The 26,591-nt window shown below is 49.9% G+C and carries 21 protein-coding genes and 2 pseudogenes; 19 read left to right on the forward strand and 4 right to left on the reverse strand.

Annotation, left to right across the window (positions count from 1 at the left end; all coding sequences use genetic code 11):
* The first annotated feature begins 25 nt into the window (after positions 1-25).
* From ACLJRH_RS15490 to ACLJRH_RS15515, 6 genes are read left to right on the forward strand one after another with little or no spacing between them, the layout of a single operon-like run.
* A complete protein-coding gene (locus tag ACLJRH_RS15490; protein ID WP_088760053.1) occupies positions 26-478 on the forward strand; it encodes a hypothetical protein in 453 nt (150 codons plus the stop codon).
* Complete coding sequence (locus ACLJRH_RS15495) at positions 462-1,025, forward strand: hypothetical protein (protein WP_410958047.1); 564 nt, start codon at positions 462-464, stop codon at positions 1,023-1,025. The genes ACLJRH_RS15490 and ACLJRH_RS15495 overlap by 17 nt, the downstream gene beginning before the upstream one ends.
* Positions 1,022-1,675 carry a DUF6682 family protein gene (locus ACLJRH_RS15500; RefSeq protein ID WP_410958070.1) on the forward strand — a complete coding sequence of 218 codons (654 nt, stop codon included), beginning with the start codon at positions 1,022-1,024 and terminating at the stop codon, positions 1,673-1,675. Before ACLJRH_RS15495 ends, ACLJRH_RS15500 begins: the two co-directional genes overlap by 4 nt.
* A complete protein-coding gene (locus ACLJRH_RS15505) occupies positions 1,672-3,435 on the forward strand; it encodes a carboxypeptidase regulatory-like domain-containing protein (RefSeq protein ID WP_410958048.1) in 1,764 nt (587 codons plus the stop codon). The genes ACLJRH_RS15500 and ACLJRH_RS15505 overlap by 4 nt, the downstream gene beginning before the upstream one ends.
* A gap of 10 nt (positions 3,436-3,445) precedes the next feature.
* Positions 3,446-3,700, forward strand: a complete 255-nt coding sequence (locus ACLJRH_RS15510; protein WP_410958049.1) for a hypothetical protein — start codon at positions 3,446-3,448, stop codon at positions 3,698-3,700.
* Between the two features lies 1 nt (position 3,701).
* The gene (locus tag ACLJRH_RS15515; protein ID WP_410958050.1) at positions 3,702-4,796 is read left to right on the forward strand and encodes a hypothetical protein; all 1,095 of its coding nucleotides are present in this window, start codon (positions 3,702-3,704) and stop codon (positions 4,794-4,796) included.
* Positions 4,797-5,688: 892 nt separating this feature from the next.
* Here ACLJRH_RS15515 and ACLJRH_RS15520 read toward each other — a convergent pair.
* A complete protein-coding gene (locus ACLJRH_RS15520) occupies positions 5,689-5,838 on the reverse strand; it encodes a hypothetical protein (RefSeq protein ID WP_410958051.1) in 150 nt (49 codons plus the stop codon).
* A 454-nt stretch (positions 5,839-6,292) separates the two neighbouring features.
* On the opposite strand from ACLJRH_RS15520, the gene ACLJRH_RS15525 reads away from it, so the two are divergent.
* The 12 genes and pseudogenes from ACLJRH_RS15525 (at position 6,293) to ACLJRH_RS15580 (ending at position 24,035) form a co-directional block, all read left to right on the forward strand.
* A complete protein-coding gene (locus ACLJRH_RS15525) occupies positions 6,293-6,898 on the forward strand; it encodes a DUF4376 domain-containing protein (protein WP_410958052.1) in 606 nt (201 codons plus the stop codon).
* A 1,461-nt stretch (positions 6,899-8,359) separates the two neighbouring features.
* Positions 8,360-9,964 carry a hypothetical protein gene (locus ACLJRH_RS15530; RefSeq protein ID WP_410958071.1) on the forward strand — a complete coding sequence of 535 codons (1,605 nt, stop codon included), beginning with the start codon at positions 8,360-8,362 and terminating at the stop codon, positions 9,962-9,964.
* Positions 9,961-10,995: pseudogene (locus ACLJRH_RS15535) on the forward strand (DUF1983 domain-containing protein); the annotation flags it as partial. The gene ACLJRH_RS15530 and the pseudogene ACLJRH_RS15535, both read left to right, overlap by 4 nt.
* A 36-nt stretch (positions 10,996-11,031) precedes the next feature.
* Positions 11,032-11,460: a phage tail tip protein gene (locus ACLJRH_RS15540; protein ID WP_410958072.1), complete on the forward strand. Its 429-nt coding sequence runs from the start codon at positions 11,032-11,034 to the stop codon at positions 11,458-11,460.
* A gap of 2 nt (positions 11,461-11,462) precedes the next feature.
* Positions 11,463-11,834 carry a hypothetical protein gene (locus ACLJRH_RS15545; protein WP_410958053.1) on the forward strand — a complete coding sequence of 124 codons (372 nt, stop codon included), beginning with the start codon at positions 11,463-11,465 and terminating at the stop codon, positions 11,832-11,834.
* Between the two features lie 41 nt (positions 11,835-11,875).
* On the forward strand, positions 11,876-12,403 hold the full coding sequence (locus ACLJRH_RS15550; RefSeq protein WP_410958054.1) for a hypothetical protein: 528 nt from the start codon (positions 11,876-11,878) through the stop codon (positions 12,401-12,403).
* Positions 12,390-12,677 (forward strand): hypothetical protein, encoded by a 288-nt coding sequence (locus ACLJRH_RS15555; protein WP_410958055.1) that lies wholly within the window; start codon positions 12,390-12,392, stop codon positions 12,675-12,677. The genes ACLJRH_RS15550 and ACLJRH_RS15555 overlap by 14 nt, the downstream gene beginning before the upstream one ends.
* 64 nt (positions 12,678-12,741) lie before the next feature.
* Entirely contained in the window at positions 12,742-13,395 is a 654-nt protein-coding gene (locus tag ACLJRH_RS15560) for a hypothetical protein (RefSeq protein ID WP_410958056.1), read from the forward strand.
* Positions 13,396-13,407: 12 nt separating this feature from the next.
* Positions 13,408-13,812, forward strand: coding sequence for a hypothetical protein (locus ACLJRH_RS15565; RefSeq protein ID WP_410958057.1), 405 nt, complete (start codon positions 13,408-13,410; stop codon positions 13,810-13,812).
* A gap of 1 nt (position 13,813) precedes the next feature.
* Positions 13,814-14,086 (forward strand): glycine zipper domain-containing protein, encoded by a 273-nt coding sequence (locus ACLJRH_RS15570; protein WP_080858572.1) that lies wholly within the window; start codon positions 13,814-13,816, stop codon positions 14,084-14,086.
* 10 nt (positions 14,087-14,096) lie between these two features.
* The gene (locus ACLJRH_RS15575; protein WP_249025116.1) at positions 14,097-15,416 is read left to right on the forward strand and encodes a hypothetical protein; all 1,320 of its coding nucleotides are present in this window, start codon (positions 14,097-14,099) and stop codon (positions 15,414-15,416) included.
* Between the two features lie 75 nt (positions 15,417-15,491).
* On the forward strand, positions 15,492-24,035 hold the full coding sequence (locus ACLJRH_RS15580) for an LPD38 domain-containing protein (RefSeq protein WP_410958058.1): 8,544 nt from the start codon (positions 15,492-15,494) through the stop codon (positions 24,033-24,035).
* A 181-nt stretch (positions 24,036-24,216) separates the two neighbouring features.
* Here ACLJRH_RS15580 and ACLJRH_RS15585 read toward each other — a convergent pair whose 3' ends face one another.
* The 3 genes from ACLJRH_RS15585 to ACLJRH_RS15595 are packed head-to-tail and all read right to left on the reverse strand — an operon-like array spanning position 24,217 to position 25,314.
* On the reverse strand, positions 24,217-24,609 hold the full coding sequence (locus ACLJRH_RS15585; RefSeq protein ID WP_410958059.1) for a hypothetical protein: 393 nt from the start codon (positions 24,607-24,609) through the stop codon (positions 24,217-24,219).
* Positions 24,609-25,073: a type II toxin-antitoxin system HicB family antitoxin gene (locus ACLJRH_RS15590; RefSeq protein WP_410958060.1), complete on the reverse strand. Its 465-nt coding sequence runs from the start codon at positions 25,071-25,073 to the stop codon at positions 24,609-24,611. The genes ACLJRH_RS15585 and ACLJRH_RS15590 overlap by 1 nt, the downstream gene beginning before the upstream one ends.
* The gene (locus ACLJRH_RS15595) at positions 25,060-25,314 is read right to left on the reverse strand and encodes a type II toxin-antitoxin system HicA family toxin (protein ID WP_410958061.1); all 255 of its coding nucleotides are present in this window, start codon (positions 25,312-25,314) and stop codon (positions 25,060-25,062) included. Before ACLJRH_RS15595 ends, ACLJRH_RS15590 begins: the two co-directional genes overlap by 14 nt.
* 489 nt (positions 25,315-25,803) lie before the next feature.
* On the opposite strand from ACLJRH_RS15595, the pseudogene ACLJRH_RS15600 reads away from it, so the two are divergent.
* Positions 25,804-26,409: pseudogene (locus tag ACLJRH_RS15600) on the forward strand (methyltransferase domain-containing protein); the annotation flags it as partial.
* Between the last annotated feature and the right edge of the window lie 182 nt (positions 26,410-26,591).

Here is a 26,591-nt window from a genome sequence, read left to right on the forward strand (position 1 = left end):
GCTTACTTTTTTCTGAGGAAGAGAAATGAGCGAAAAAATTGCCATCGTTTATATCGGTGAAAAAAATGTGAAACGCGACACCATTACCGGAAGTCGCGCCGTGTTCCCGCGTCTTCAGCCCGTTCATGTGGACAGTGAAGTGGCGTACCAGTTGCTGGAGTTTAAGGACGTCTGGGTTCGCCATGAGCAGATGGAGGAAACGCTGAAACAGCAGGAAGAAGAAAAGCGGCTTAAGGAAGAGGAACTGGCTCGACAGCTTGAGGACGAAGCCCGTCTGGCAGCGGAAAACAGTTTCGTCGTCAATGTTCAGAGTGATGAGCTGGATATCAGTAAATACACCTCGGCACATCTGATGACGCTGAGTGAATCAGAAGAACTCGGCCTGAAAAAAGGGGCTAAAGAGAGCACCGATGACTTCCGTGTTCGCGTTCGTGATGCGCTGAAAGTAAGGGGTGTTCAGGATGGCTTCGCCGAATGACTTTCTGCCATATGTCAGGCGGAGTATCAGCGGGCCGCTGAATATTATGATGGCCGATGCAGTGTTGCAGGCAGCCATTACTTTCTGTCGTGAGTCGCTGTACTGCCGCCGTACCGTCACCCTGAATCCGGAAGCCGGGGTGATCTATCCACTGGTGAGTGACGATGCCCCGGTTTCCTGTACACGGATTATTCGCATTGCCACACCGGAACGGGAGTTATTTGCGGACAGCGACGTTGATATTTCCACGGATAAATCCCTGACGTTTTTCCGTTCTTATAACACGGTGGACGTGCTGCTTGCCGTGGCACCCCGGGCAGATTCGAAGACCGTACCGGATGATTTACTGGATTATCCGGAGGTGATTGCCGACGGGGCGGCTTCCCTTTTATTCATGCAGGCAGGTAAACCCTGGCAGGACCCGCAGCGGTCAGAATATTTTCGCGAAAAATTCACCGATGGTTATCGCCGGGCATATCGTGATGCACTGGATATCAGCCCGGTTTCTCCCTTCCGTAATCCGGTTCGCAGGCAAAGGTTCTTCTGATGACAGTTGCAGAAATTATCGGGCGCGTGAATACGCAGCTCCTGGACACGCTAATGCTTCGCTGGCCGCTGGCGGAGTTGTGCGACCACTACAATGATGCTGTTCGCGCCGTCATACTGGCCCGCCCTGATGCCGGAGCCTCGGTTGAGACGCTGAAATGTGTTCCCGGCTCACGACAGGCGTTACCCTCCGGGGCACTGAGGCTCATTGATGTTATTCGCCTGACGGACGGTAACTCGCTTTTACCCGTTCCGCGTGATGTTCTCGATCATGATTATCCGGACTGGCATTCCCTGGGTGGTGTGCCTGAACGTTATGTCTACAGCGAAATTACTCCCCGTATTTTTTACCTTTTCCCGGCGCCGGATGAAAGTGTCAGCATTGATGCTGTTGTCTGTCGTATCCCTGATGTCATAACGATAAGCAGCATGGAGGACAAAACCGAAAACTGTATTGATGAAGTATATGTTAACCCGCTGGTTGACTGGATGTTGTTCCGGGCTTTCAGCAAGGATGCGGCTGGCGGGGCAAATACAGGACAGGCCATGCAGCATTATCAGGCTTTTGCAGATCAGATGGGGATCAAACAGAACACGGACAGGTTTATAGCGCAGATGAAGCAGGCTCAGTTTGACGGAGGTACAGCGTGAGCATTCTGGTTGCAGGTACTCTCAAATCACCCACAGGCAATATCATTGCCGGGGCACAAATCACACTGACCGCACTGACCACCTCACCTGATTTACTGGCTGGCGTCAGCGCTTCGGCGGTCACCAGCGATACCGGTTATTACGGTATGAACGTTTTACCCGGTGCGTATTCACTGACGGTTGCCGTGAACGGGAAAAGTCAGGTCTATGGCAGCTTTCGCCTTGATGGCACCGAAACCACGGTGACGCTCAATATGGTACTGCGCCGTAACCTGGTTGAAGTCAGTATTTCTGATGAACTTCTGGTGGATTTTCGGCAGATACAGAATAGCGTTGCTGATGATCTTGAAACCATGCGACAGCTTGAACTCAGTGCATCGGTCAGTGCGGATAATGCAGCCAAATCAGCCGCAGACGCAAAGGTCAGTGCTGGAGCGGCGGCGCGTTCTGAGGCCAGTGCGGCAGACAGTGAGAAGAGCGCGGAACAGTTTGCTCAGAATTTACAGGATGCAGTCACCAACGCAGGGAATTCGGCATCCGATGCAGCGTTAAGTGCCACAGAAGCAGGAAAAGAGGCCGCAGCGGCGAAAAACTCAGCGCTTGAAGCTGAAAATCAGGCGAAAGCTGCTCAGGAAGCAGCAAACCATGCAGCAGCAGAGGCCGCTGAAAAAGTCGCTCCTGCTGCAGCGGAACTGATTCGGGCGAAAGTAGCGGAGTATGCGGACAGTGCCAGCCAGTCAGCCCTGAGCGCCGCAGGTTCAGGAGACGCCGCCGAAAAAGCCGCCAGTGATGCTGCCCTGTCAGAAAAAGGCGCAGCAGGTTCAGCACTGGCTGCAAAGGGGAGTGAAACCAGCGCGGCGAACTCCGCCACAAAAGCCGATGCCAGTGAGAAAGCCGCAGCGCTGCACGAACAGGCCAGCGCAACCCACGAAACAAATGCAGGGCAAAGCGCATCAGATGCGGCGTTGAGCGCAACAAAGGCCGCTGATTCGGCATTAAACGCTGGGAAATCCGCAACGGAAGCCGCAGATCATGCAACTGATGCGCAAACGCAGGCAGGGATTGCGGCGGCCAGCGCAGAGGCTGCAAAATCATCGGAGTCTTCCGCTGCCGATAATGCTTCAAAAGCGGCTGTTTCAGCCGGACAGACGCAACTGAGTGAAAAAAATGCACTTGATGCCGCAAACCGGGCGGACGCGAAAGCGGACCTTGCGTCCACCTCAGAAAAAAACGCTGCCGCCAGCGCTGCAGCCGCCCTGACCAGCCAGAACGCCGCAAAAACGTCCGGGGACAATGCCGCAACCAGTGAGGCTACTGCCAGTGACAGAGCCGTATCGGCGACGAAAGATGCACTGCGTGCGGAAACAGCACGAACCGCCGCAGAAGCTGCCGCTGCCAGCGTTGATGTACATGAGGCACCGTCTGACGGTGTCTGTTATGTCAGGCAGGACGGCGCATGGGTGCAGAAGGGCGCGTTTGATGTTGGCGTGGCTGCATCAACGGGTGAAGTGAACTCTACAGCACATCAGCTTTTTACCCTCGACGGAACACAGGACAACACGGTGACGTTCACGAACCTTCCGGCAGGAAGGGCGACAGTGATTGCGCTGGTGTTCCACGGTAAGGGCGGCGCGATAACCTGGCCGGATAATCTGGTGTGGTCGCAGAATGAGATCCCGAAACTGGCCGATACCCGCACCGTTATCAGCATTCTGTGGGATGGCGAAACGCTGACCGGCACTACGGCGCTGACCGTGTAAGGAGGCAGGCATGTTTATGTTGTTGTTGAACGGCAACCGGTATAACCCGGAGACATTCATTAACGTGAGACAGGTGTACGGCACCACACTGAACAGTAGCGGTCAGTCTGTCCCGGTAAAAAGTGCTTTCGGCAGTGTGGTCAGTGGTGGTAATACGCTCAGCATTCCGGTAAAGACCATCAACGGCACCACCATCAACGCCGGTAACGTACTCAGCGTTCCGGTAAAAAGCGTATACGGTTATTTATTAGTGACGGAGGCCTGAAATGGCTGAATCAACAAATCCCCTGGCAGCGCTGAATATCAGAGAGCTTGTCGGATTTAAACAAATTACGCAGGGTGCGCTGGGTGTTTATCCGGTACTGGCGTTAAATAACTGTGGTATCAATGCAGTCAATGGTATTTCAAATAATCCCACGGCGTTCAGCATCGGGAAAATGACCGTACTGGGGAACACCTTTCATGGCCTTGTGGGTAAGACGCCAAAAAGCCAGCGCGTCAGCTATGTTAATGTAGTGATTCAGAAAGACTCAAGCCAGCTAAATAACAAAGCAATCCAGGCAGGAGTACGGCTAACCCAGAGTGCAGTGCCTGTTAACTGGCGTGGCGTTGAAATGATGAATGTCGTTAGTGGAAATGGCACTATATCCAGTACTCCTGTAGCAACCACTCTTGCGGAGGACAGCAGCGCTTATTATGAATTTGTGGTAAGTAAAGATAAGGCGTATGCGTATGTAAACAAAAAACAGGTGTGGGCTTCTCAGTACTCCATAAGCACCAGTGTTAATATTCCGCTTATTATCCGCATCGGGGTGAATACCGACAGTTTCACGGTAGCGTCTGATGATGGCTTTACCTTTATGTTCGATGATATCTACATTGCCGAACTGGACTACAACAGCGACGGAACGGTAACGCCGCAACTGCTGGGTAATCTCACCCTGGAACCGTTCACCGTTGCCAGCTATACCGGGGACAAACACAGCAACACGAAAAATCAGGACATCGTGACGGTGTTAAACACCCTGGACCCGAATAACGATATGGGCGCACTGGCAATTAAACCTGTTGAACAGCCCGCGAGCGTTACGTTTAACGCTCCGGATATTGCCGGAAAGTCGATACTGGGCGCATCCCTGAATATTGTCTATAAAGATTCCATCGCGCCTAATAACCGCCTTAACTACCAGATAACGGAAGGCACAACGCAGCTTCCGGCAGAAACGATAACCGAAAGAAATGCTGATACCGCAGGTTACACCACATTCAGCAGGATACTGACCACGCCAGCGAACGGTGGGAACTGGAGCGCGGAGAACCTGAAGTTTAAGCTGGATATGGTTAATAAGGGCGCGGAGTAGGAAAAAATGGGGCGCCCATGAGCACCCCGAATGCTTGCATAGATAAAATATCCCGCCTGCTTTGGGGCGGGTCGGTTACTTATTTCATCACCAGATATAATAAATCAAGACCATAGAAGTATTTTTTCGTGACTGATAAGACAAAGATATGTTCTGCCATCAACAAAAAAAGAGGGGCTGAGAGCGCCCCTTGTTGATAATCAAAACAGAATAGCTGGATAAATATCTTTTTATAAGGCTACCCTTATTTCATGCACAGGCTCAGTGTATCTGTGGGCAGTGTCACAATGCTGAATATTTCTGCCGGGTGAGAGGGTTACCATCTGGTTCTGCTGTACATATCCCGGCGGAAATCGGAGCTAATATTTAACTGTCGTGCCCATGCAAAAATTGATGAATGATCAAAAGCATTACACCAATCAGTGCAATCATGATGGCAATCCCTGAAAGAAAAATCATATTCATGCTCATGCCTGCCTCCTTAAAAGAGTGATGAGCGCTATGTTGTAGGGAGAGTGGTTACCTTGTCTTTTCCGGGTTTTGGAGAAGGTGTGACGCCCGATAGCGTGAGTTAAATCCTAGAACACGTTGCGTCGTGTATTCGGGCGTCACCATTCACTTATGACAGAATTGATGAGGAACAGCAAAAAAATCGCTGATTTTTGACTGATTTCAAGAATATCGATCTGTCAGGATAATAATTACGGCAACGAGCAATAAAATAGCAATACAACACAATCCGTATGAAGAAATCACTCAAACCATCCGTAGAGTAACAATCAAAAAAAGGGGGCATCTGAATGCCCCACGTCAAAGAGGAATGTGTAAGGCACCTTATGGTGCTCTTTGTTATGTCTCTTCTACGCAGGAAGTCAGTGGAAGTCAACCGTTATCACTCACTTCTGGTAATTGTGCCGAGCGACCCTTCTACAGGCTCCCCGACATTGTTGAGAATAATATCGAACGTACCAATCAGTAATACCGCAATACAGATAATCTGCGCGACAATTATTAACCAGTAGAAAATCAGAAATGGCAGCATTTCAGTCCGATATCCTGACTTTTTAAAAAACAGAATTTTCTTCAGCATAATCAGGTCTGTTGGCGACATCTGCACGCTTGAAACTGAACACGATCATGGCAGAAATGAGAAGGATTATGTGTGCAACAACTTTCATAATTAACACTTCTGAATAATTCACCGGGCAAAAAAAGACGGGGCCATTCGCAAGGCCCCGATTGCAATATGGAGAGGCGTTTGGCACCTGTAGGTACTCCCTGCGTTGGTAAATCTAATGCTTAAGGCATTTTTTCGCGTATGCAGCGGATAAATGTCAATCAAAAAAAGAGGGGGCTGCTTGCGGGGCCCCCTACAGGGATAGCTAAATGTACGGCACCTGATGGTGCTCTCGTAGAAAACAGGTACTTCGTGTCTTTTTTGGTGTACGCAGGCAGTAAATGTCAACAGAAAATATAAGGTATTTAGGTACAAAAAGATGACCACGACAGTGATTACCGATGCGAAGAACGGAAGGTACGGTGAAAATGGCACGATAATGGCCGATGTTCGTTTCGATGATTTAACAGCCGCAGATGGAACGCCGTTGTATCTGCCGTATATCGCCACAAAAAACGACCCTGAACCTTATGGCGTACAGCTTTACAATGATCTTGTGTCCGGTAAATACGGACATATTGTTCCCTTCACCGCCACGCCAGAAATGCTTCAGTCAGCAAAAGATGCTAAACACGCTGAAATCAATGGCTGGCGTGACATGCTGGAAAATGGCAACTATCTGTTCATTCTCAACGGACACCGCTGGGATTGTGGTAAAGCGTCACAAACACGCCTTGCGCCAGTCGTTTCCGTGGCTAAATCCGGCGAGCTTCCGTCTGGCTTTTTCTGGACAGACGCCGACAACATCGATGTGCCGATGACCGCTGACGAACTCACCGCGCTGGAAACCGCCATGCAGCAGAACATGGTAATTCAGGGGTTTAAAATCCACGAACGCCAGCGCCAGATGAAAGAAGAAGTGGACAAATTAACGGACTATAAGGCGATTCAGAATTATGTGGTTGGCTGGCCGGAAGGGAGTTAAAAAAAACGGGTGCAGCACAACGAAGCACCCAGAAATACGATAGTCAAGTAATTCAAAGAATACTGATGGTAGACAACGCTTTCTAAAACAATTCCTTTATCATACAGGCAGAATTGCAATTACCGTGAGACAGCTCACAAATCTGGCAATTTTCGAAATGCTGGACCATTATTTATGGTGCGTACAAGAGTCATTCATCTTCAACGTCAGTGACGAAAACAGCGACGATAATACACTACTGGATGTACGCACTACGCACGAAGTAAAGAGGCGGATCTGATATTCGATAGCACCTGGAGTGTCAAAGTGGAAGCGGATTTTGATAGGCCTGTCCGTACGGTGGTTTGGTGGGGGGAATTATCAGTCAGAAATATCGCTCAATCAGGATCACAATTAACGCGAAAATTACCATAAGGAGTACGTAATACCATCCGTGTGAGTCGATCATTCTGTTTATCCTGACCATCTGGCTATGAAGGTGTGACGTCCGGAGCGCAGGCCGTCTTGGCTGTCTACTGTTGCGTCGTGTATACCCCAGACGTCACAGATTATTAATTATGTTTTGGGCGTGAAAAGTCAATAAAAAAAAAGGGCGCCCCATGAGCGCCCTAAAGGTAGTCGTCTGAAACATTGTTATTATGCTATAGCGGACTGCCGTGTGCCACGTATCAATGGCAACTCGTTTATGCCATAAATAACAAACATATTAATTTGATATAAATCAAGTTCAGATTGACATATCTGAAATATTCATGAATGTAATGGAATTATTTATAGTTGAAATATAACAAAAATAACTCGCGGGCCAGGTGAAAATAATATACTCAATGAATACAAAACATTATTTTCAGAACCTGTAGATGGTGGACATCAATACGAATCATTCGCTTCTGATGATAGTGCCTGGCGATCCTTTCTGTAGTTCTCCGACATTGTGGAGTATGATGTCAAACGTACCAACCAGAACAAACACAACACAGATGATCTGCATCGCAATCATTACACTTCTGAAAACCAGGAACAGAAGGCTTTCATTCCAGCATTCTGACTTTTTAAAAAACAGAATCTTCTTCAACATAATCAGGTCTGCTGGCGACATCTGCACGCCGGAAAGCGAATACAATCATTGCCATAGTAAGAACAAGTATGCGTATGGCCGTTTTCATAAGCAGTACTCCCGTTATTGTTAGCGGTCAGCGCTCCATAAACACGCCTGTACCATCAGACACCTTCTGATATCGGACATACTATTTCTTTCATAAACAGCCATAAAAAATCAACCTGTAACCAGGAGTATCCAGCGTGCCTGCTATTGATATTGTTTCCATGCACGGCGAGATGCCGCGCGTACTTCCTCATATGTTGCCGGATGGTTATGCCGCATTGGCACAGAACTGTCATTTCCGGTTTGGCGTGATTACGTCAGTGAATGATGACCAAAAAAGCGACGTAATACTCGACATGAATCCGGAAACGCTTTTCCTGTACAGCCTGAATAAATGGTTTACCTGGAGCGGAATTGTCGATGTGTTTCGTAGCCCTGTCGCGCAGGACCCTTACGGACGTGTGTATTATACCGACGGGCAGTATCCGAAAGTGACCAGCGCACAGATTGCGACATCGGGTAGCGGTCCGTATCCGGCCAACAGCTACCGGCTTGGTGTACCAGCTCCGGACAGTGTCATAACGTGTGTTGTGACTGCGCCGGTTACAGCCAGTGTCACCAGCGATACTCCAGAGGCTTCCATTCCTTCGCCTGATAAAACCAGCGGGCCCGTGGCGAAAACAATCATTGATATTGCTACCGACATTGCACATAAAGCAACAGGAGCAGGTGATAATAATTATTCGCCACAGGAGCAGGACGACGCTAAGGACGACGAAACCCGTTTTTATACCCAGACCTTTGTCACCGCTTATGGTGAAGAGGGTCCACCTGGTCCACAGTCGCTGGAAGTGACGGTGAAAAAAGGTGGTTCCGTTGATTTAACCATGCAGCCACCCCCGCTACAGAATTCGAATATTACCCGCAGGCGCATTTACCGTTCTGTTTCTGGTGGCGGTAATGCTGATTTCCTGCTGGTGACTGAACTGGATGCAGGCGTACTGTCATTTCACGATGATTTGCTGGCTGAGCAACTCGGCCCCGCACTGGAAACCTGGCACTATGTTATGCCGCCGGACAATATGACAGGCCTTTGTATGATGGCAAACGGTATTGCTGCCGGATTTGCCGGAAACGAGGTGATGTTTTCTGAAGCGTTCCTGCCTTATGCATGGCCTGATTCGTACAGGCAGACTACAGAGGATGATATTGTCGCCATCGCTCCGGTCGGAACGGCGCTGGTTATTGCGACGAAGGGACAGCCTTATTTATTCAGCGGTGTTTCACCGTCAAATATTTCAGGGGCAAAGCTGCCGTTAACGCAGGCGTGTGTCAGCAGACAAAGCATGGTTGTGATGGACGGTTTTGTACTCTATGCGGGCACGAACGGGCTTGTTTCGGTGAGTGGTGATGGTAACGCGCTTATTGCTACGGAAAAAATTCTCTCGCCGGAGCAGTGGCGTGACATGTTTAACCCGCCATCCGTCAAAGCATACCAGTATCGCGGTGAGTATGTGGCCCGCTATACGAAAAAAGATGGCAGTCAGGCCGCCTTCATCTTCAGTCCGCAGGATATGGATATCCGGCAGATGAGCACGATGTTCGACACGGCGTATAACGATACGGCAACCGATACGTTGTACCTGGTAAAAGGGCGGGAGTTGTTTATGTCACAGGGCGCAACCACGCCATTGCCTTTTGTATGGCGCTCAAAAACGTTTATTGCTCAGGAAAATACCAGTTTCTCATGCCTGAGAATAAAAGCTCCATACCCTGAACGGATTGGGATTTCTGTATTTGCCGACGACAAGCTGGTGATCCAGTTACCACCAGGCGTGTTGTCAGGTTCAGTGCTGAAACTGCCGCCAGTAACAGGCCGTGAATGGTATCTCAAAGTGTCAGGTTTTGGGCAGGTTGAGCGAATCACCCTCAGTACATCGATGGCGGAGATGCCGGCATGAGTAAAAAACCGTGGCGTGCGGGTAAGGATTTAGCCGCCGTTGTTGAGAATATGGAGATTGGCACTGGCCAGCGTGGAGACGGGAAAGATGCGTTTGTCACACAGCGTCAACTGGCAGAACTGAAACTGGCGAAAATAAATGCCAGTGGGGGAGGCAGGGTTGGACTGACGCCTGGTCTGGGGCCGGGTATATTTCCTGAGCCATTGCCGCCTGAACGTCCCACAAAGCCGGAAGGTTTTCAGGTGACAGGTGGTTTTGGCTATGTGCTGCTTGAGTGGGTGATGCCGAAATATAACGGGCATTCCATGACTGAAATCTGGCGGGGAACCGAAGATAACCTTTCTGATGCAGTCCTCGTGGGTACAACTCCGGGGCAGGTCTACAGCGATCCGGTTGATCCGGGTTGGAAAGGGTTTTACTGGATACGGTTTGTTAACTCGGCAGGCGTGTCTGGTCCGTATAACTCGCCAGACGGAACCACGGCAGAAACGCAGATTGATGTGCAGGCTGTGATTGACCAGATACATGATGAAGCGGCTAAATCCCCGATTGTTGAGGAACTGAAAAAGGAAATCAGTGATTCAGCAAAAGCCACGAATGAGCATATAGAGAAAATCAGTGAAGATGGCGGCCAGGCGTTTCAGGCTATGTGGGGACAAAAAGCGAGTGCCGCAGGAATAACAGCAGGTATTGGTATTGTTGCCGGAAAAGACGCGGCAGGTAATCCGGTAAGTCAGGTGGCAATAGCTTCATCTCAGTTGTTTGTTTTTGACCCGAATAACCCCGGCAATACGGCGTATCCTTTTGCGGTGTCCGGCGGAAAAGTTGTGATTCAGGAAGCAGTGATTTATGACGCGGTGGTTCAAACGCTGGCAGCCCAGCAAATTGTGGCAGATGAAGTTAAGGTTGGAGCAACGCTGACGGCCCCCTATATCAGAAGCGCCACTATCAGCAACGGTAATTTTACGGTTGACTCCAACGGTAACATGAATGCCGTTAACGCAACCCTGAATAACGTAACCTCGCGCGGGGGAAACTTTTACGATTTGAATGCGTATAACCTCAGTGTGAACAAGGGGACGCTGAATGATGTGCATATACTGAACAACTGTCAGGTTGATGGCACCGTCAGGGCAAACCAGATTGAAGGTGATATTGCGAAGACATATGTTGTCAACGGGAACAGCGTATATATTCCCCCGCAGATGTTTGATATGAATCTGGTCTGTATGATGGGGGATTTCAATATCCGGTTGAATGACGCTGAGCAGTGGCCGGTACTTTCTGTTCAGATAGCCAGATGGCAGACGGGAAGCTCCTGGCAGGGTGGAAGTCCGGGGCATGGCGGTGGAAGCCATGTACCATCATATGATTATATGTATATCAAAGTCTACCGACTGGGCGCAGGCACTGCGGCCACAATCTCCGGAACGTACAGTTATCACGGCGGCGTCATGCCACTCCCTCCGCATGTAATATGGATGTCAAAGGCTTGATCATGACAAAACTCGAACGATATATGCAGCGGGTAATGGATGATACCGGCAACCCGAATCTGCTGACTGAAATACAGGACGCCTGCCGTAAAAAGCAGGCGTTTTGTTTTGGTGCGCCGGATTGCCAACTGGTCCTTAAACCGATGGTGAAAGACGGCGTTCCGTATGTACTGGTCTGGCTGGGGATCTGCGATGGTTATGACGGCGTGGCGCGGTATCTGCCGGAGGTAAAGAAATTAACCCGCATGTCCGGTGGTCGCTGGGCGGAGTTTCATACGACGCGTAAAGGTTTTATCCGTCTGGGAAAGCGGCTTGGATTTGAACGGATGCCGGATGATGAAGACGGGTTCATGGTGTTTCGTATCCGGGTGTAGTATATAATTTAGTCTGTAGATGATGATGAGTGGAGAAGGTCATGTTAGCGCAATCCTTACAGCAAAAAGCTGGCATAGAAGGAAAATTGAGAGTTTATACTTCAGGGCTTAGCCAGAACCTTGAGGGGGACTGGTATATAAGTCGCCAGCCCACGGAGAAACTGTCAAATTTGCGTGAAAAGCTTATCACCGCGATGCAGATATTTCTGGTAAGGATGGAGTCAGGTAGCGCATTACTGAGTGAAGTAGAGGCGTCGAACGATATCGTTTCTGATGATGTATTAAATCTGTTTGAGATTGAGCAGGGTAATCTGAAGAGTTTCTACGATATGCTGACCCGTCAAAAGGCTGACTTTACTGCAATATGCAATCATTACCATGACGACAAGCTAATGGAAGCCTATACCGATACTACAGGTATGGCTAAGGCATTGTTTGATATGCTGGAAAAAATGAGATGGTTGATTGAAGAACATAACATTGATTGCGGCCCCAGATATGAAGGAACCCCACTGAGAACGGAAGAGGAGATTTACCGTTTTCTGGGGGTAAGCAATGAAAATAAATGAAGTAAGATTTGATGTATATCCGGCGTTTATGAGGCGATTTAATCAGTTGTCTGATGATATAAAAAGACAGGCAGCAAAAGCGATAAACGATCTTCGCCAAAAAACGATGCCAAAAAGTATCAACTTCGAAAAATTAAGAACTTACATGAATCCCTCAATTTTTACCATTCACGCAACCCGAAATCACAGCCATAAAATCAGCTTTGAGATAGAGGGTGATGTCGCCATTATGCGCAAGATCGGCACACATAAAGAAATAGACAGATCGCCATAAAGACTGAATACGAATACAACACAACCCTGCTCCGGCAGGGTTTTTTCATATAAGGAGCCAGAAAATGGGTAAAGGTGGCGGAGGCAGCGGGGAAATCAAGGAGACCTCGCAGCAGAAAGCGCAGGCAGAAATCGCCCGTAAACAGTGGGACTTATACAACCAAAGACTGAAGCCAATGGAGAACATCTTCATGGCTGACGTGGACAAACTGAACGACGAGAGCAAATACCAGAACCTCGCCGGAGTGACGAATCTCGGTTATCAGAAACAGTTTGGTGAAGTCAGAAATCAGGCTGCTAACCAGCTTGCAGCCGCTGGTGTTGATCCGGGGAGCGGTAAATTCCAGGGGGCGCTGAACGACATTTCCGGTGAACAGGCAACTGGTCAGACTGATGCAACCAACCGCGTACAGTCTTCTCAGGCTGATAAGTATATCGCAGGGTTGCAGGATGTGGTTGCTCTCGGTTCAGGACAGAAAGCCGATGCGTTGCAGGGGTACAACAATCTGGCAGAAAACAGTCTTCGTAAGGCGGGCGTTGACGCTCAGGCGGCGTATATGCGGCGTCAGGGTAACTCCTCACTGGTTGGCGCAGGTCTGGGGGCGCTGGGTGGTTATGCCGTGAATATATTGGGTAACAAGAGCGGTGGCGGTTCTGGCGCGGGTCCCGGTACTGGCGCTAACGCCATTCAGAATTATGCCAGCGGGTTTAATTTCTAAGGGAGAAAATGTATGAGTGATCATTATGCCTCCGACACATTCGCGCAGCTCACACGCGATCAGTATTACGACTGGGTGAACCGATACTACCCGAAGCTTGAAACCCTGATGAATCTGGGTACTGACAACCAGCTAATGAATGCTCAACTGGACAGAACAGGCGGTATAGCGGCACAAAGTTTGCGGTCTGCACAGCTCGGGCTGAATAACCAGATGGCACGTTACGGGACTATCAGGCCGCAGAATCCGCAGGATAACACCCTGGGGTTACGCTCGGCGCTGGCAATAGCCGGTGCGAAGAACGGGATTCGCGAGGCGCAACAGGACCGCCAGATGAACATTCTGACTGGCGGGGCAGCACCTGTACGCCAGCAGCTTAATATCGGCGGCGGCAGTAACAATAACGCGGGAACATAAGATGGGATACGGATTACTTGACGCGGCAAATCAGACGCGCAAAGAGGCAATGCAGGGGCTGGGTGAGGCTGACCAGTTGAATGAACAGCGCGAAATGATGAACAAGCAGATGAAAGAACAGGCCAAAATGCAGCATAAGCAGAATATTGGTACTGGACTGGCGACTGGTGCGACCACAGGAGCGATGATTGGTTCTGTTGTGCCTGGTATTGGAACAGCAATAGGTGCCGGGATAGGTGCTGTCGCAGGCGGTCTTTTCGGCTCACTATTCTGAGAGGTGATATATGGACGGATTTGCTGAGGGTTTACTGGCGGGGTTCAGTACCGTTGATAATGCGATGCAGCAGCGTAAGGCGCTGGGGCTGCGTGAGGCTGCACTGGCTCAGGAACAGAAGAACGCCGATCGTAACTATCAGATGGCGCAGGACAGATTTAGCTACGAAAAAGAGACAGGCGATCGTGATTATCAGCACACGCTGAGCAGGGAAAAAGTGGGTGATGAGCACTGGGGAAAGGAGTTTGGCTTAAAACAGTCTGAGTCAGGTGCCCGTATAGGAATGGAGCGGCAGCGTCTGGGGATGCAAAAGGAGGAATATGATTTCAGGATGAACAATGCGAAGTATCAGCAGATGATGCAGCAGAATGAACCTATAACGAGAGGGATAACGAATGCTATTCAGGCGGGAGATTGGAGTGCAGCACAAGACATGGCTGCTGATGCTGATGATCGCATTCCGATTGTTCGCATACTGAAAGATCCAAAGTACGCACAGTCAACGGTGTCAGCCGGGCAAAAACTCTACAGCATCATGTCGTCGCCGGAAGCGCATAAAGACCCGATGGCAACCCTGCACAGCATTAACGAAAACATGGGTGATATTGCACCTCTTTTCCAGACAGAAGCCAATCGTTCCGTTGGTCAGGTTGATCCGAAAACCGGGCAAAAAATAGTATCTGCACAGGTACACCATATTGCCCCTGTACCGGATAAGAGTGACCATAACCATCATTCCGCTGATGATGTCGCCGTCTTTGTCAAAGTGAAATATGCAGATGGAAAGGAGGCGATTAAACCCATTACGGAGAACCGGAGTTCTGATTTACGGGATAATGTGAAACGCGTCAGTATTCACGGATTACTGGATACAGCATCATCGCGTGTCGAAGCCAGCCACAATTACCTTCAGTATTTGCAGCAACCGCAGGGACTTTCAAAGGCTGATATCCAGAAAGAAGAGGCTAAGATTTATGCGAGCGCGGCAAGAGGTGGAACAGATGGACAGGTAGCGGTCGACCAGTTCGAGGCGAGGCTTGGGCTTCCTGGCGCGAAGGCGAGGGTTCAGCAGTCGCAGATAGATGGTGCGTCAAAAAAATTACTGGAAGATCCCGAAATTGCAGGTAATTCCGATGCGGTTGATGCGGTCAATTATTATGTGCAGACGGGAAATCTGGGCATGCTGAAAAAGGATGAGGTTTTAAAAGCCGCAAGCAAAGCTGAGGATGAAAGAAAAAAAGCGAAAAAGGCCATGGAGAAAGCCAGTAACGACGAAACACACAGGTTGATAAAAGAGAATTACGGTAAACAACGTCTGCCCCCTGTTTAGTCCTGATACACATGTTTTATTGATAATTCCTGAGCCTGCTTATGCAGGCTTTTCTGTTTTTAAGGAGCATAAATAATGCCTTTAATTCCTGATGTACGTCCCGAAGCGCAAAAAATAAACCCTAACCGTACCGATCTGAATATCGAGCAACCTGACGAGCAGCCTTTTGACTATCATGCTTACCTTGACACCCTGACTCCCGGAAACGTCAAGGATTACCGTACCGGCGCGAATATGAAGGATTATGGTATTGCGGTCACATCTGGTGCTGCTAATTTGCCTGAAGGTGTGGGTGCGATGGCGAATTTTGGCGGTCAATGGCTGGAGAAAAAAGCGGGTGAATTATCGCCCGACCATTTTGTGGCAAAGTCTGCTTTGTCTGATATTGGCGGATTTCTTCATAAAGGCGGACAGGCTCTCCAGGAGGGGGTAAGCGACTGGAAACAGGATCTGGAGTCCGGTTATTCCGAACAGGCGAAAAATGCCCTTGAGCAGGGAGCTACAGGTAGCATAGCCGGACTGACGCTGAATCTGGCTAATGTGTTTGGTGATTTAGGCTCAATGGCGCTAACCGGGGGACTGGAAGGCATTGCGGCAAAAGGGGTTACATCAGCATTACTGAGGCGGGAAGCCGTATCCGGGCTTGTCAGAAAGGGATTGACTAAAGAAGCCGCAGAAAAGGTTGCTGATGATGCGATGGAAATCGCAGCCAGAAAGACGGCAGCAACACAGGCAGGCAAAACCGCCAGCAAATATGGCTTTATCGCGAGTGGTACGGCTGATGCTCAGGGTAATACCGCAGCGTCAGCAGCGCAGGGGGTGCTGAATGCCTCGCCGCAGGAACTGGCTTCTTCCCCGACCTTTGTGAATCTGTATCAGTCAGTTCAGAGTGACCCACAATACGCCCATCTCAGCGACGCTGATAGGGTTCAGGTGGCGAAAGAACAACTGGCGAACAGGGTTGGTATGTCTGTCGCAACCGACCCTAAACTTCTCGCCGTCAATATCGGCAGTACCATGATGGGCGATAAGGCCGTGGCGGATATGGTACTGAACGGCGTATCAAAAAGCATTGTTGGGGGATTTACCAAAGGTGCATTAAGGGAAGGTACGCTGAACGGTCTCCAGTCCGGCTACTCACAGTATGCGCAGAATGTGGCGCGTGATGAAGATGCGGGTATTGCTACCGATCACATGCAGGGTGTGGCACATGCAACAGGAGAAGGTACGCTGCTGGGCGGTATTCTCGGCGGTGGTGCCGGTATTGTTTCTGGTGTTCGCGGTCGTAACAGTAAGCCTGATATGCAACGAACCGATGCCGCGCGTGAGGCATTTGATGCTAAAGCGCAACGCGCCCGCGAAATGGCGCAGGATTCCCCGCATACGAAACCCGCCGACCCCGTTGAAAGTTACCGCCAGCAGTTTTCCGGTCTGAGTCGCGACGAACTGTTACAGCATTATACTGATGCCGACCTTGCGCCCGAAAATGATGTTGATGCGGTATATCGTAAACATGCGTCTAATAGTCTTCTCAAAGAGATGGAGCGTACTGACCAGTTGAAGGGTATCGTTGGTGAGATGCAGGGTAAGCCGCGTAATGAGGTACTGGCGGAATATCGTGACCTCAACGAGAAAGAGAAGCGCAATGAGACTGAACAAATACGCTGGGAAGCCGCACGTCAGGTACTGAAACCGCAGCCGAAAGCGACTGAACAACCACAACAGGCAGAAGCGCCACAGAAGCAGAGTATTTCTGTACCTACAGTACGTTTCGGTGATGACATACCTCATATCGAGATCACACAGGGGTCTCCGCGCCCACCTGAGCGTATTGAGAAGGTTCGTTCCGATAACAATTATTTTTCCGACGCACGCAGCGCAAAAAACAGTGATGTTTTCCGTAACGCTGAGCAGACCGGGTTAAAGCCGGAAATCGTTAAAAAAGGTGATCGTCAGTATGCGGTTGAAATGGATAACCCGCAGGTATCCGAAGACCGCGCAAGGGGAGTGATTAACACCCTGGCGATGGGTGAGCGCATACCGGATAAGCCAAAAACCACTGATCCGATGGAAATTCCCGCCTTTATGCGTGATCCGCGCTTCCGCGATTTTACTGACGAGCCGACGGAAGTTCAGCAGCACCTGACCCGTCGTAATGCGCCGACACCAGAAGAACTGGTGCATGAGCAGATGGCTAAAGGGGACTCAGGACCTACTGATAATGAACTGGCTGAGCGTCCGCGTCTGCCTTCACCTGGTGATATCCATCCGGGTCAGGGTTATCCGATGCCGGGAGACGTGCGCCATATGCCTGACGAACCTCCCGCTGGTCGTGGCGGACGTTACACCACGACTGGTGAGGTACAGGGGCAAAGCTACGAGAAAGGCCGTCAGTCCGTCTCACCTGAAGGTGTACCTCGCCAGGGTGAAACATTCCGGGGTGAACAGTCTTATCGTGAGTTGCCCGCGCCGGAAGGTCGGGAGGGTGGTAAAACTGAACATGAGCAGGAGATGGAAGACCGTCGCGCCCGCCTGGAAGAGGCTGACCGGATGGTGCAGGCGCAGCAGAAGCATGAAAAGGCTGCAGCAGAACGCGAGAAGAAGCACGATGAAGCGCTGGCGTCATTTCTGGCAACCAAAGACGGGGAAATGCACCGTAAACGCGCACGTAATTACCTGACCAGCAGCATAAAAAGCGATGGCAAAATTACGTCAGTACGTGAACTGGTGGAAAATCGTGTGGCGGATGGCTGGCGCATAAGAGAGAAAGACGGTACGCGCCGACTGGAACATCCTGATGGTCGTTTCCTGTTTGAGAAGGATATCGGCAAAACGGCGATGGACTATGCTGATCATCTTATCGAAAAGCACGAAATGGCGGCAAAGGCTGATGAGGGTGAAAATAATCCATCGCAACCCGAAGTTCAGGAGCCGGAAAAGACAGAATCCCCTCGAGCTGCGGCCGAAAAATCCGGCGAAAAAATTGATGATTTCGGTGAGGTGATCCACGGCGCAGCCAAACATCGCCGCGCGGTACTGGCTGATGATCTGAATACGGATAAAACGGCAGAAGACTACAGAACTCAGCCGTTCAGCAAACTGTTTCCGAAGCCGGACTATGAAAAAATGGCTGCGGAAGGAACGGATAATAAAACACTGGCAATGCTGGCGCTGTTACGCAACATGATACCCGCGAAGCCCCGTGCATCCCATCGCCTGAATCGCTGGGCAAAACAGGTTGAGGAAGTCCGTGATACCGCCGGACAGTTGCTGGATGGCAGTCTGCCCGCCGATAAATTCATTGACCGTATCAGCCAGGAAAAAGGTTCGCATTATCGCGAGATAGTGAACACCTGGGAGATGTTACATCGACTGTCACCTGCACAGATTGAGCAGGCGTCAGGCTACCGCGTCAAAACCCACGCCTACAGCATGTTCGGGGGTAAGGAGTACAGCCCGCCGAAGGTGATCCACTCCCTGGAAAACGATAAAGGCCGTAGTGTTCTGGACTCGGAAGACCTGAATGACCTGCATAAAAAAGCGAAGGCGTATTTTGACCAGCAGTCCGGCTCCCCGAAGTCTGCTGATGATAAAACGAAACTGGATATCTACCAGCATAAGCGCTCGGGGGAAGTGTTCATTGCATACGGTAAAAATAAAACCGTGCTTCAGCGTGGTTTTAAAACGCCAGCCGAAGCCCGCGAATACACGAAAACTCACCGCGCCGGGTTGCTGGAAAAACTGAATGCGCTGCGTGAACAGTCCCGCGAGGAACAGCGTAATGCTTCCAACCGTGACCGCTCAGGTCCCGATCGTCGTGAAGGTGACGTTACGCCGGAGAAGTTCAGTGATGCGTTTGGTTTCCGTGGCGTGCAGTTCGGTAACTACGTGGAGGGACCGCGTCGTCAGTCTGACCTCAACCGGGCATATGATTCGCTGATGGATATGTCGGACGTGCTGAAAGTTCCGGCTAAGGCACTTTCCCTGAATGGTCGTCTTGGCCTGGCATTTGGTGCGCGGGGTAAGGGTGGCAAAAATGCCGCCGCTGCCCACTATGAACCAGGGCAGGTGGCGATTAACCTCACCAAAGGTAACGGGGCCGGTTCTCTTGCGCATGAGTGGTTCCACGCGCTGGACAACTACTTCGGGCAGCATGACGTCGCCAGGGATAGTGATGTTGCTTCCGGCGACAGGTTCATGACCGCACGTGATACCCGGGGGAGTCTGTATCAGCCTGAAGCATACCCTGTGCGGGAGGAGGTGTATGACGCATTTATGGGCGTCGTGAAGGCTGTTAACAATAGCGGTATGCGTCGTCGTAGTCTCCTCCTCGATGATGTTCGCAGCAAACCGTACTGGTCTACCTATGTTGAAATGTCTGCGCGTGCCTTTGAGCGTTACGTACAGGATAAGGCCAAAGCCGCTGGCGTTGAGAACGATTATCTGGTGAATATCCGTAAGGCTGATGACCACGGCACACCGGATACTTACGCCTACCCGACTAACGCAGAACTGGACGGCGGTATCCGTCAGGCATTCGATAAACTGTTCAACACCCTGAAAACCCGCGAGACAGACAAAGGCGTGGCGTTTTATTCCCGTAAGGGGCTGGAGCGTACGCCGGAAGGTAATGTGATTTCACAGACCGGCCACAGTGCTGATGCTCAGGCTCAGGGCAGCAGCGTACGCAAAGTGAAAACCGTGGCCCGTACCGTGATGGACCGCATTAAGGATGTCGATCTGGATGTTCGCGTGGTAAAAACGCAGGCTGAAGCGGCAGAACTGGCCGGTGAATCGCTGGATAAACACGGCAAGGTCCATGCCTTCTATCGTCCTGATGAGCGTGAAATTGTGCTGGTTGCTGACAATCTGCCCGATGGTCGCGCTGTACGTGAAAAATTACGTCATGAGATTATCCACCATGCGATGGAAAGCGTTGTCACGCCTGCTGAGTATAAAACCATCGTTGATAATGTGCTGAGAACCCGCAACAGCAATAACGCCACGATTAAGGATATCTGGCGTAAGGTTGACGCATCGTACGCTGAAGAATCGCCGCAGGTGCAGGCGGGCGAGTTTCTGGCACATATGGCGGAGAAGCACACGCCGGGTAAGCTGGGCGCGGCATGGGACCGCATCGTCTCGCTGGTGAAGGCTGTGCTGCGCCGTACCGGACTGTTACAGCCGTCTGACCTGAATGATATCGGCTACATTCGTGACACCATCCGGACGTTAGGCCAACGCGTAAGCGAGGGATACAAACCGTCTGAAAATGGCAGCGTATCTTATTCGCGTACGGGTAAGCCTGATCCGTTCAAAGTGCCGGAAGGCGAGGGTAAGCGGTATCGTAACGACCTTGCGAAGATGATGAAATCATTGCGTTCTACCGATATGACGGTAGATATTGGGCGTACACCACCAGTATTACGTCATATTGGTGCGCCTGATTTACCGCTTGTGATATCCCGCGATGTCATTCGCAAAGCCACTAATGGTGTGAAGCACGATGTACCGATGGATGTAATAGAACAACTTCCTGAACTGATGCATGACCCTAAGGCTGTTTACCAGTCAGCTACTGAGAAAGATGCAGTCGTAATATTACTTGATGCGGTTGATAAAAATAATGACCCAGTAATTACCGCTGTTCATATGAAGGCGGTTAGATCTCGTTTAGAAATCAATCGTGTTGCTTCAGTTTACGGTACGGAAAACGGTAAAAAAATTCACAGCATGGAAAGAGACGGGTTGGCACTATATCGGAAGGAAAAATCAAGCCGTGATAACCCTCTGCACAGTGGGCTCCAATTGCCCAAAGGGGAGCATTCTTATCACGACTCTGAAAGTAATGTACTCTCTCCCGACGACATTCGCAAGGGGCCGTATTATTCCCGTTCCAGAAGCGCACTTTCCCCGGAAGAGACGATGGCAGCCCGCTTTGTACGCCACGTACAGGATAAATTCCAGGTGCTGAAGGCTGTTCAGGATAAAATTCGCGATTCAGGCGGCAAACTCGATGACAGTAATAACGCGTATCTGGCGGAAGAGCTGTTCCACGGTAAGGCCGAGAATGACCTGAACGCAATGAAAGAGCGTTATGTTAAGCCGCTGGCGAAGCTGCTTGCAGATTATGACATTCCGCAGTCTGCCCTCGATGAATATCTGTATGCCCGCCACGCGCCTGAGCGTAACCTGCACATCGCGAAAATTAATCCCAAAATGCCGGACGGCGGTTCGGGTATGACGAACGCGGAAGCGGCAGGGATTATGGATAGCGTGCGCCGCAGCGGTAAGCAGGCGCAGTATGACCGTCTGGCCGGGATTGTTGATGATATGCTGGCGCGTCGCCGTGAGTTAATCCGTGAAGCCGGCCTTGAAAAAGACGCGACCGTAGACGCCTGGCAGGATACCTATAAGCACTACGTACCGCTCAAGGGGCAGGATTCGGACGGCGTATTACCGCGTACCGGAAGAGGATTCGTTACCAGCGGCAGGGAAAGTAAGAGTGCTATGGGGCGTAAATCCAAAGCTCAGTCACCCTCGACGCAGGCCATGCAGGATTTAACCGAATCCCTTATCCGCAGTCGTAAAAATGAAGTGGGCAATACCCTCCTGAAACTGGTGCAGGATAACCCGGATAAGGACTACTGGCAGGTGTTCACCGACCAAAGGCCGGATACCACGCGCAGGATTGTGGAGAAAAAAGACCCGGTAACGGGTGATACCATTCGTCAGGTTGAAGAAATGCCGGTATCAATGGCGCTGATGTCAGACAAGTATTTTGCCACCAAAAAGGACGGTAAAACCTACTACATCAAACTCCATGATGAGCGCCTGATGCGTGCCATGAAGAACATGGGGCCGGAAACGGGTAACGTGATAATACAGACGCTCGCCCGGGTAAACCGCTTTATGTCGGCAATGAACACCAGCCTTAACCCTGAATTCCTGGTCAGTAACTTCGTCCGTGATATGCAGACGGCGGTGATGAATCTGAAAGCAGAACAGGGACGTGATGACGGTAAACTCAATGGCCGTGATATCGCGATGAAGACCGTCAGGGACAGCGGTATTGCGATGAAAGCCGTGTACGCCAGCCTGCGTGACAAGACGCTCAGCGGCAGTGGCGCAGACTGGCAAAAAACATGGAAAGAGTTTGTTGAGGATGGGGCCAAAACGGGCTGGTTCCGCATGGATGATCTTGAAGGGAAGTCTAAAGAGATGGACCGGCTGGTGTCGCTGGCAAAAGGTGGCTGGAAAGGTCAGGGTATTCAGTCCTGGCATTCATTCACAAGACTGGTTGAAGATGCCAACAGTGCGGTGGAAAACTCGCTGAGACTTTCTGCCTACAAACATGCCAGGGATGCGGGATTATCCCGTTCTCAGGCTGCATCACTCGCCAAAAATATGACGGTGAACTTCAACCGTCGCGGTGAGCAGGGTGTGCTGCTGAACTCGCTGTATATGTTCGCCAATGCCAGTATTCAGGGTACAGCGAACATGATGCGGTCGCTGGCGCACCTTAACGGCAGTGGCCCGTTACTGGAGCGGTTACGCTGGGGTAATCTCAATATGGCGCAAAAAATGGCGCTGACGGCGGTGGGGGCCGGATACCTGCTGGGTTCCCTGAACCGTGCCGGAGCCGGACAGGATGATGACGGCGTGAACTGGTACGACAAAGTGCCGGATTACGTGAAGGAGCACAACGTTGTCATCATGAAATCGCTGTTTGGCGGAAAAGCCGGGGAGTACTGGAGTATTCCGTTGCCCTATGGCTACAACATGTTCTACCTGCTGGGAAGCACTACGGAGGGTGTGACACGTGGCAATATGACCACCTCAAAAGCAGCGGGTAATATTGCTGGCGGTATCCTGGGGGCGTTTAACCCGCTGGGCAGTGAGGACTCAAAAACACTGGCGGGTACGTTGTTCAAAAACGCTGCGCCGACCATTTTCAGGCCGGTTGCTGATTTGTGGGTGAATGAGAACTTCATGGGAACGCAGATCTACCAGGAGAACTTCCCCGGTGGTACGCCGAAACCAGAAAGCACGCTGGGCCGACGCTCAACGCCGGAGGCTTATAAGGCGTTTGCGAACTGGCTTAATACGGCAACAGGCGGCAGTCAGTACCGTTCCGGTGCGGTCGATATCAACCCGGATAAAATGAAGTACTGGATTGATTATGTTTCCGGTGGCATGGGACGGTTCACGGGTAAAACAATCGATGCTGCTGCTAAAACTTATAACGGTATTGATATTCCGCCTCAGCAAATCCCGTTCCTGGGTAAACTGTCAGGGAAGGTTATGCCGTATGCCGACCAGCAGAAGATGTACGACCATATCGACGAACTGCGCCAGTATAACGTCGAACTGAAAGCGTTAAGCGGTGCTGACCGTGCGGCATTCAGGGATAAATACCGTGGTCAGTTGTCGATGAACGGCATCACTCACCAGTCTCAGATGCAGCTTAAAAATCTGCGAAAGCAACGGGACGAGGTTTACTCAGATCCGACGCTGACAGCCAGACAACAGGCTGACAGGGTGCTGATGATTGAACAGAACATGAAGAAGGTTGTGGACAGGTTTAACAGGGAGTACAGGGAAAAAGTAGGGGAGTAAGGCGTAAACCCGGCATGGAAGCCGGGTTATGGACTATGCGGCGTGTTTGTATCTACTTAAATCATCATCCAGGGTTCTGCACGGACGGGCAGCTTCATTAACACATTGCTCCCTCTGATTCAGTAACTTGAATATTTTTTCAAAATCGTAGGTTTTCTGCATAGAACCACCTTTACGTTTTTTAGGACCAGGGGAGATTAATTGCTTCGAGCGCGGTATTTTTTAAAATACTATCGACACTAATTTTTGTGGCTATAAGAGCAAAGTTCTCAAAAAACCAAAAGTTACTTCGATAAAACTCTTCCGATTTATTTTCGGCGAAATCGCATACAAAAAACAGGGTTAGTGATACAGTCACCTTGAAAGCGGGTACAACTTTTCCATTATCAGATGTGGTTCCTTCTACCACTTGCTTGATATCAACGTGAAGCCAGTTACCATCTCCATCATTGTCGTGAGTAATTGAGAAGTCATCAAATTTTATTCTGTATGCACCGCCTTTTTTATCGCTATGAATCTGTAATGAGGAACTATTAACCTCAAATCCACGAAAGTGAATTTTAGATAAGTCCATTAGTGCCAGGCCCTCCGCTCAATCACACCTTTCCATTCTGATTTTTCAGTATGCTTATTGACCTCATCAAACGTAAAACTTTTCATTTCATAATGACTATCTATATGAATATGAAATTCTTTTTTATCTGAAACTTCATTTTCAATTGCTTTTTTTACATAGTCATTCAAAGACATTTTTAACGACATGGCTGCCAGATATGCTTCTTTATGCAGGGATGATCCTATGCGAACATTGAATGTACCACTCATCGTTTTTTCTGGAGTTCTCCCTAGTTCTTTGCAGGTTTCAATGTAGTCCTCAACCGCCTCCTCAAAGGCTTTGTGAAGAGCCTTAATGGTTTTGGCTTCATAGGTGACAAGATCGTTGATACATTCAAGTTTACCATAGAGAATGTCATCATCTATGGAGGCATTTATACTGCCAAAGTAACCTTTATATTTAAACAGGTTATTCATTTTCATCAATCTCATCCAACAAAGTTTTAACATCATTAAGAACGTATTTTTTTAGCGTTTTTTCTGGATGTGGCTCATGAAAGATAGCAAGTTTATCCCTCTCTTTATTGTAAAACTTACGACCAGATCCACGGCTTGCATTAATGATGCAGAAACCGTACTGATTCATCAGCGATACAAGCTCGTCCCAGGTAAAGTCTTTAGGTAAGGTATCAAGCCTCGCTTTTAACTTTTCCTTTCTGCTCACAAAGGATACACCTCCTGATTAAACTGGTGCAACTGAATTCCAGTTGCACTTTGATGGGGATAGCCACTTTATTAACGTTGGACTAAAACCTGCATCAAGCAGATCCTCGCCGTCAAGATTTTGGTTGTAAAGGTCATAGTCTGGACAACAGGCGCGGAAACCTTGCGGGGCGAGGATTCTGCTGTGCATACCCTCTTATCATTCCCTGTTACACGGTACAGCCAGAAGCGTTCCTTTTAACCCGTAACTTTCGGCGGAGGTTTTCCCCCGCTTTGGGGAAAACTGGTTAAGATTTGAGCACGCCAGAACGGGCGAGCGCAAAATTTAGGTAGAATCAGGGGTAAAATCTTGGGACATCTATGGGGCATGGATGGGACACTTTTAGTCGGTGAAGTTCGTCTAAGTTCGTCGATTTTGATTATCTATAGTTCCGTCCAACCGTGAAAAACGGCGCTCCTGGACGATATTTGTCGATTTTTCTTAAAATAAATCCATATGGCGATTATGGAAGGGGAGACGGAAATCTATCTGACGGATCAGCAGGCGCTGGCGGAACGTTTTAACGATGTGCCGCTGTGGATTCGTCCGCAAAGTTTCTTTCAGACCAACCCTACGGTCGCCAGCCGATTATATGCAACGGCGCGCGATTGGGTAGGGCAACTGCCGGTACGCCATATGTGGGATCTTTTTTGCGGAGTGGGCGGATTCGGCCTGCACTGCGCGACGCCGCAGATGCAATTAACCGGTATTGAGATCGCGCCGGAGGCGATTGCCTGCGCGAAGCAATCCGCTGCCGAGCTGGGATTGACCCGCCTTCATTTCCAGGCGTTGGATTCCACCCAATTCGCCACCGCACAAGGCGAAACGCCCGACCTGGTGTTGGTGAATCCTCCCCGCCGTGGCATTGGCAAGCCGTTGTGCGATTACCTTGCACAAATGGCGCCGCGTTTTATTATTTATTCAAGCTGTAACGCGCAGACGATGGCGCAGGATATTCGCCATCTGCCGAACTACCGTATTCAACGTGTTCAGCTTTTCGATATGTTCCCGCATACCGCGCATTATGAAGTGTTAACATTGCTTTGCAGGCTGTAGCGCCAAAAGCCAGACATACAAAATATCTATATTAACTGTCTAATTATCCATAAATAATAATAACCATGATCGATCGATAAAAAACTCCGATCGATCATGGTTATATATTATCCTATTTTTGCAAATCAAATCACAAATAATCACTTTAAATCTTTTAATGACTAATTTTGATTATTACAGTG

Source organism: Salmonella sp. SAL04162, assembly GCF_046551535.1.
In the GTDB taxonomy this organism is placed as follows: Bacteria; Pseudomonadota; Gammaproteobacteria; order Enterobacterales; family Enterobacteriaceae; genus Salmonella; species Salmonella enterica.

Coding starts and splice junctions, on each gene's coding strand:
- ACLJRH_RS15490 (WP_088760053.1), top strand. CDS start 26: ATGAGCGAAAAAATTGCCATCGTTTATATCGGTGAAAAAAATGTGAAA.
- ACLJRH_RS15495 (WP_410958047.1), top strand. CDS start 462: ATGGCTTCGCCGAATGACTTTCTGCCATATGTCAGGCGGAGTATCAGC.
- ACLJRH_RS15510 (WP_410958049.1), top strand. CDS start 3,446: ATGTTTATGTTGTTGTTGAACGGCAACCGGTATAACCCGGAGACATTC.
- ACLJRH_RS15515 (WP_410958050.1), top strand. CDS start 3,702: ATGGCTGAATCAACAAATCCCCTGGCAGCGCTGAATATCAGAGAGCTT.
- ACLJRH_RS15520 (WP_410958051.1), bottom strand. CDS start 5,838: ATGCTGCCATTTCTGATTTTCTACTGGTTAATAATTGTCGCGCAGATT.
- ACLJRH_RS15525 (WP_410958052.1), top strand. CDS start 6,293: ATGACCACGACAGTGATTACCGATGCGAAGAACGGAAGGTACGGTGAA.
- ACLJRH_RS15530 (WP_410958071.1), top strand. CDS start 8,360: ATGAATCCGGAAACGCTTTTCCTGTACAGCCTGAATAAATGGTTTACC.
- ACLJRH_RS15545 (WP_410958053.1), top strand. CDS start 11,463: ATGACAAAACTCGAACGATATATGCAGCGGGTAATGGATGATACCGGC.
- ACLJRH_RS15550 (WP_410958054.1), top strand. CDS start 11,876: ATGTTAGCGCAATCCTTACAGCAAAAAGCTGGCATAGAAGGAAAATTG.
- ACLJRH_RS15555 (WP_410958055.1), top strand. CDS start 12,390: ATGAAAATAAATGAAGTAAGATTTGATGTATATCCGGCGTTTATGAGG.
- ACLJRH_RS15560 (WP_410958056.1), top strand. CDS start 12,742: ATGGGTAAAGGTGGCGGAGGCAGCGGGGAAATCAAGGAGACCTCGCAG.
- ACLJRH_RS15565 (WP_410958057.1), top strand. CDS start 13,408: ATGAGTGATCATTATGCCTCCGACACATTCGCGCAGCTCACACGCGAT.
- ACLJRH_RS15570 (WP_080858572.1), top strand. CDS start 13,814: ATGGGATACGGATTACTTGACGCGGCAAATCAGACGCGCAAAGAGGCA.
- ACLJRH_RS15575 (WP_249025116.1), top strand. CDS start 14,097: ATGGACGGATTTGCTGAGGGTTTACTGGCGGGGTTCAGTACCGTTGAT.
- ACLJRH_RS15580 (WP_410958058.1), top strand. CDS start 15,492: ATGCCTTTAATTCCTGATGTACGTCCCGAAGCGCAAAAAATAAACCCT.
- ACLJRH_RS15585 (WP_410958059.1), bottom strand. CDS start 24,609: ATGGACTTATCTAAAATTCACTTTCGTGGATTTGAGGTTAATAGTTCC.
- ACLJRH_RS15590 (WP_410958060.1), bottom strand. CDS start 25,073: ATGAAAATGAATAACCTGTTTAAATATAAAGGTTACTTTGGCAGTATA.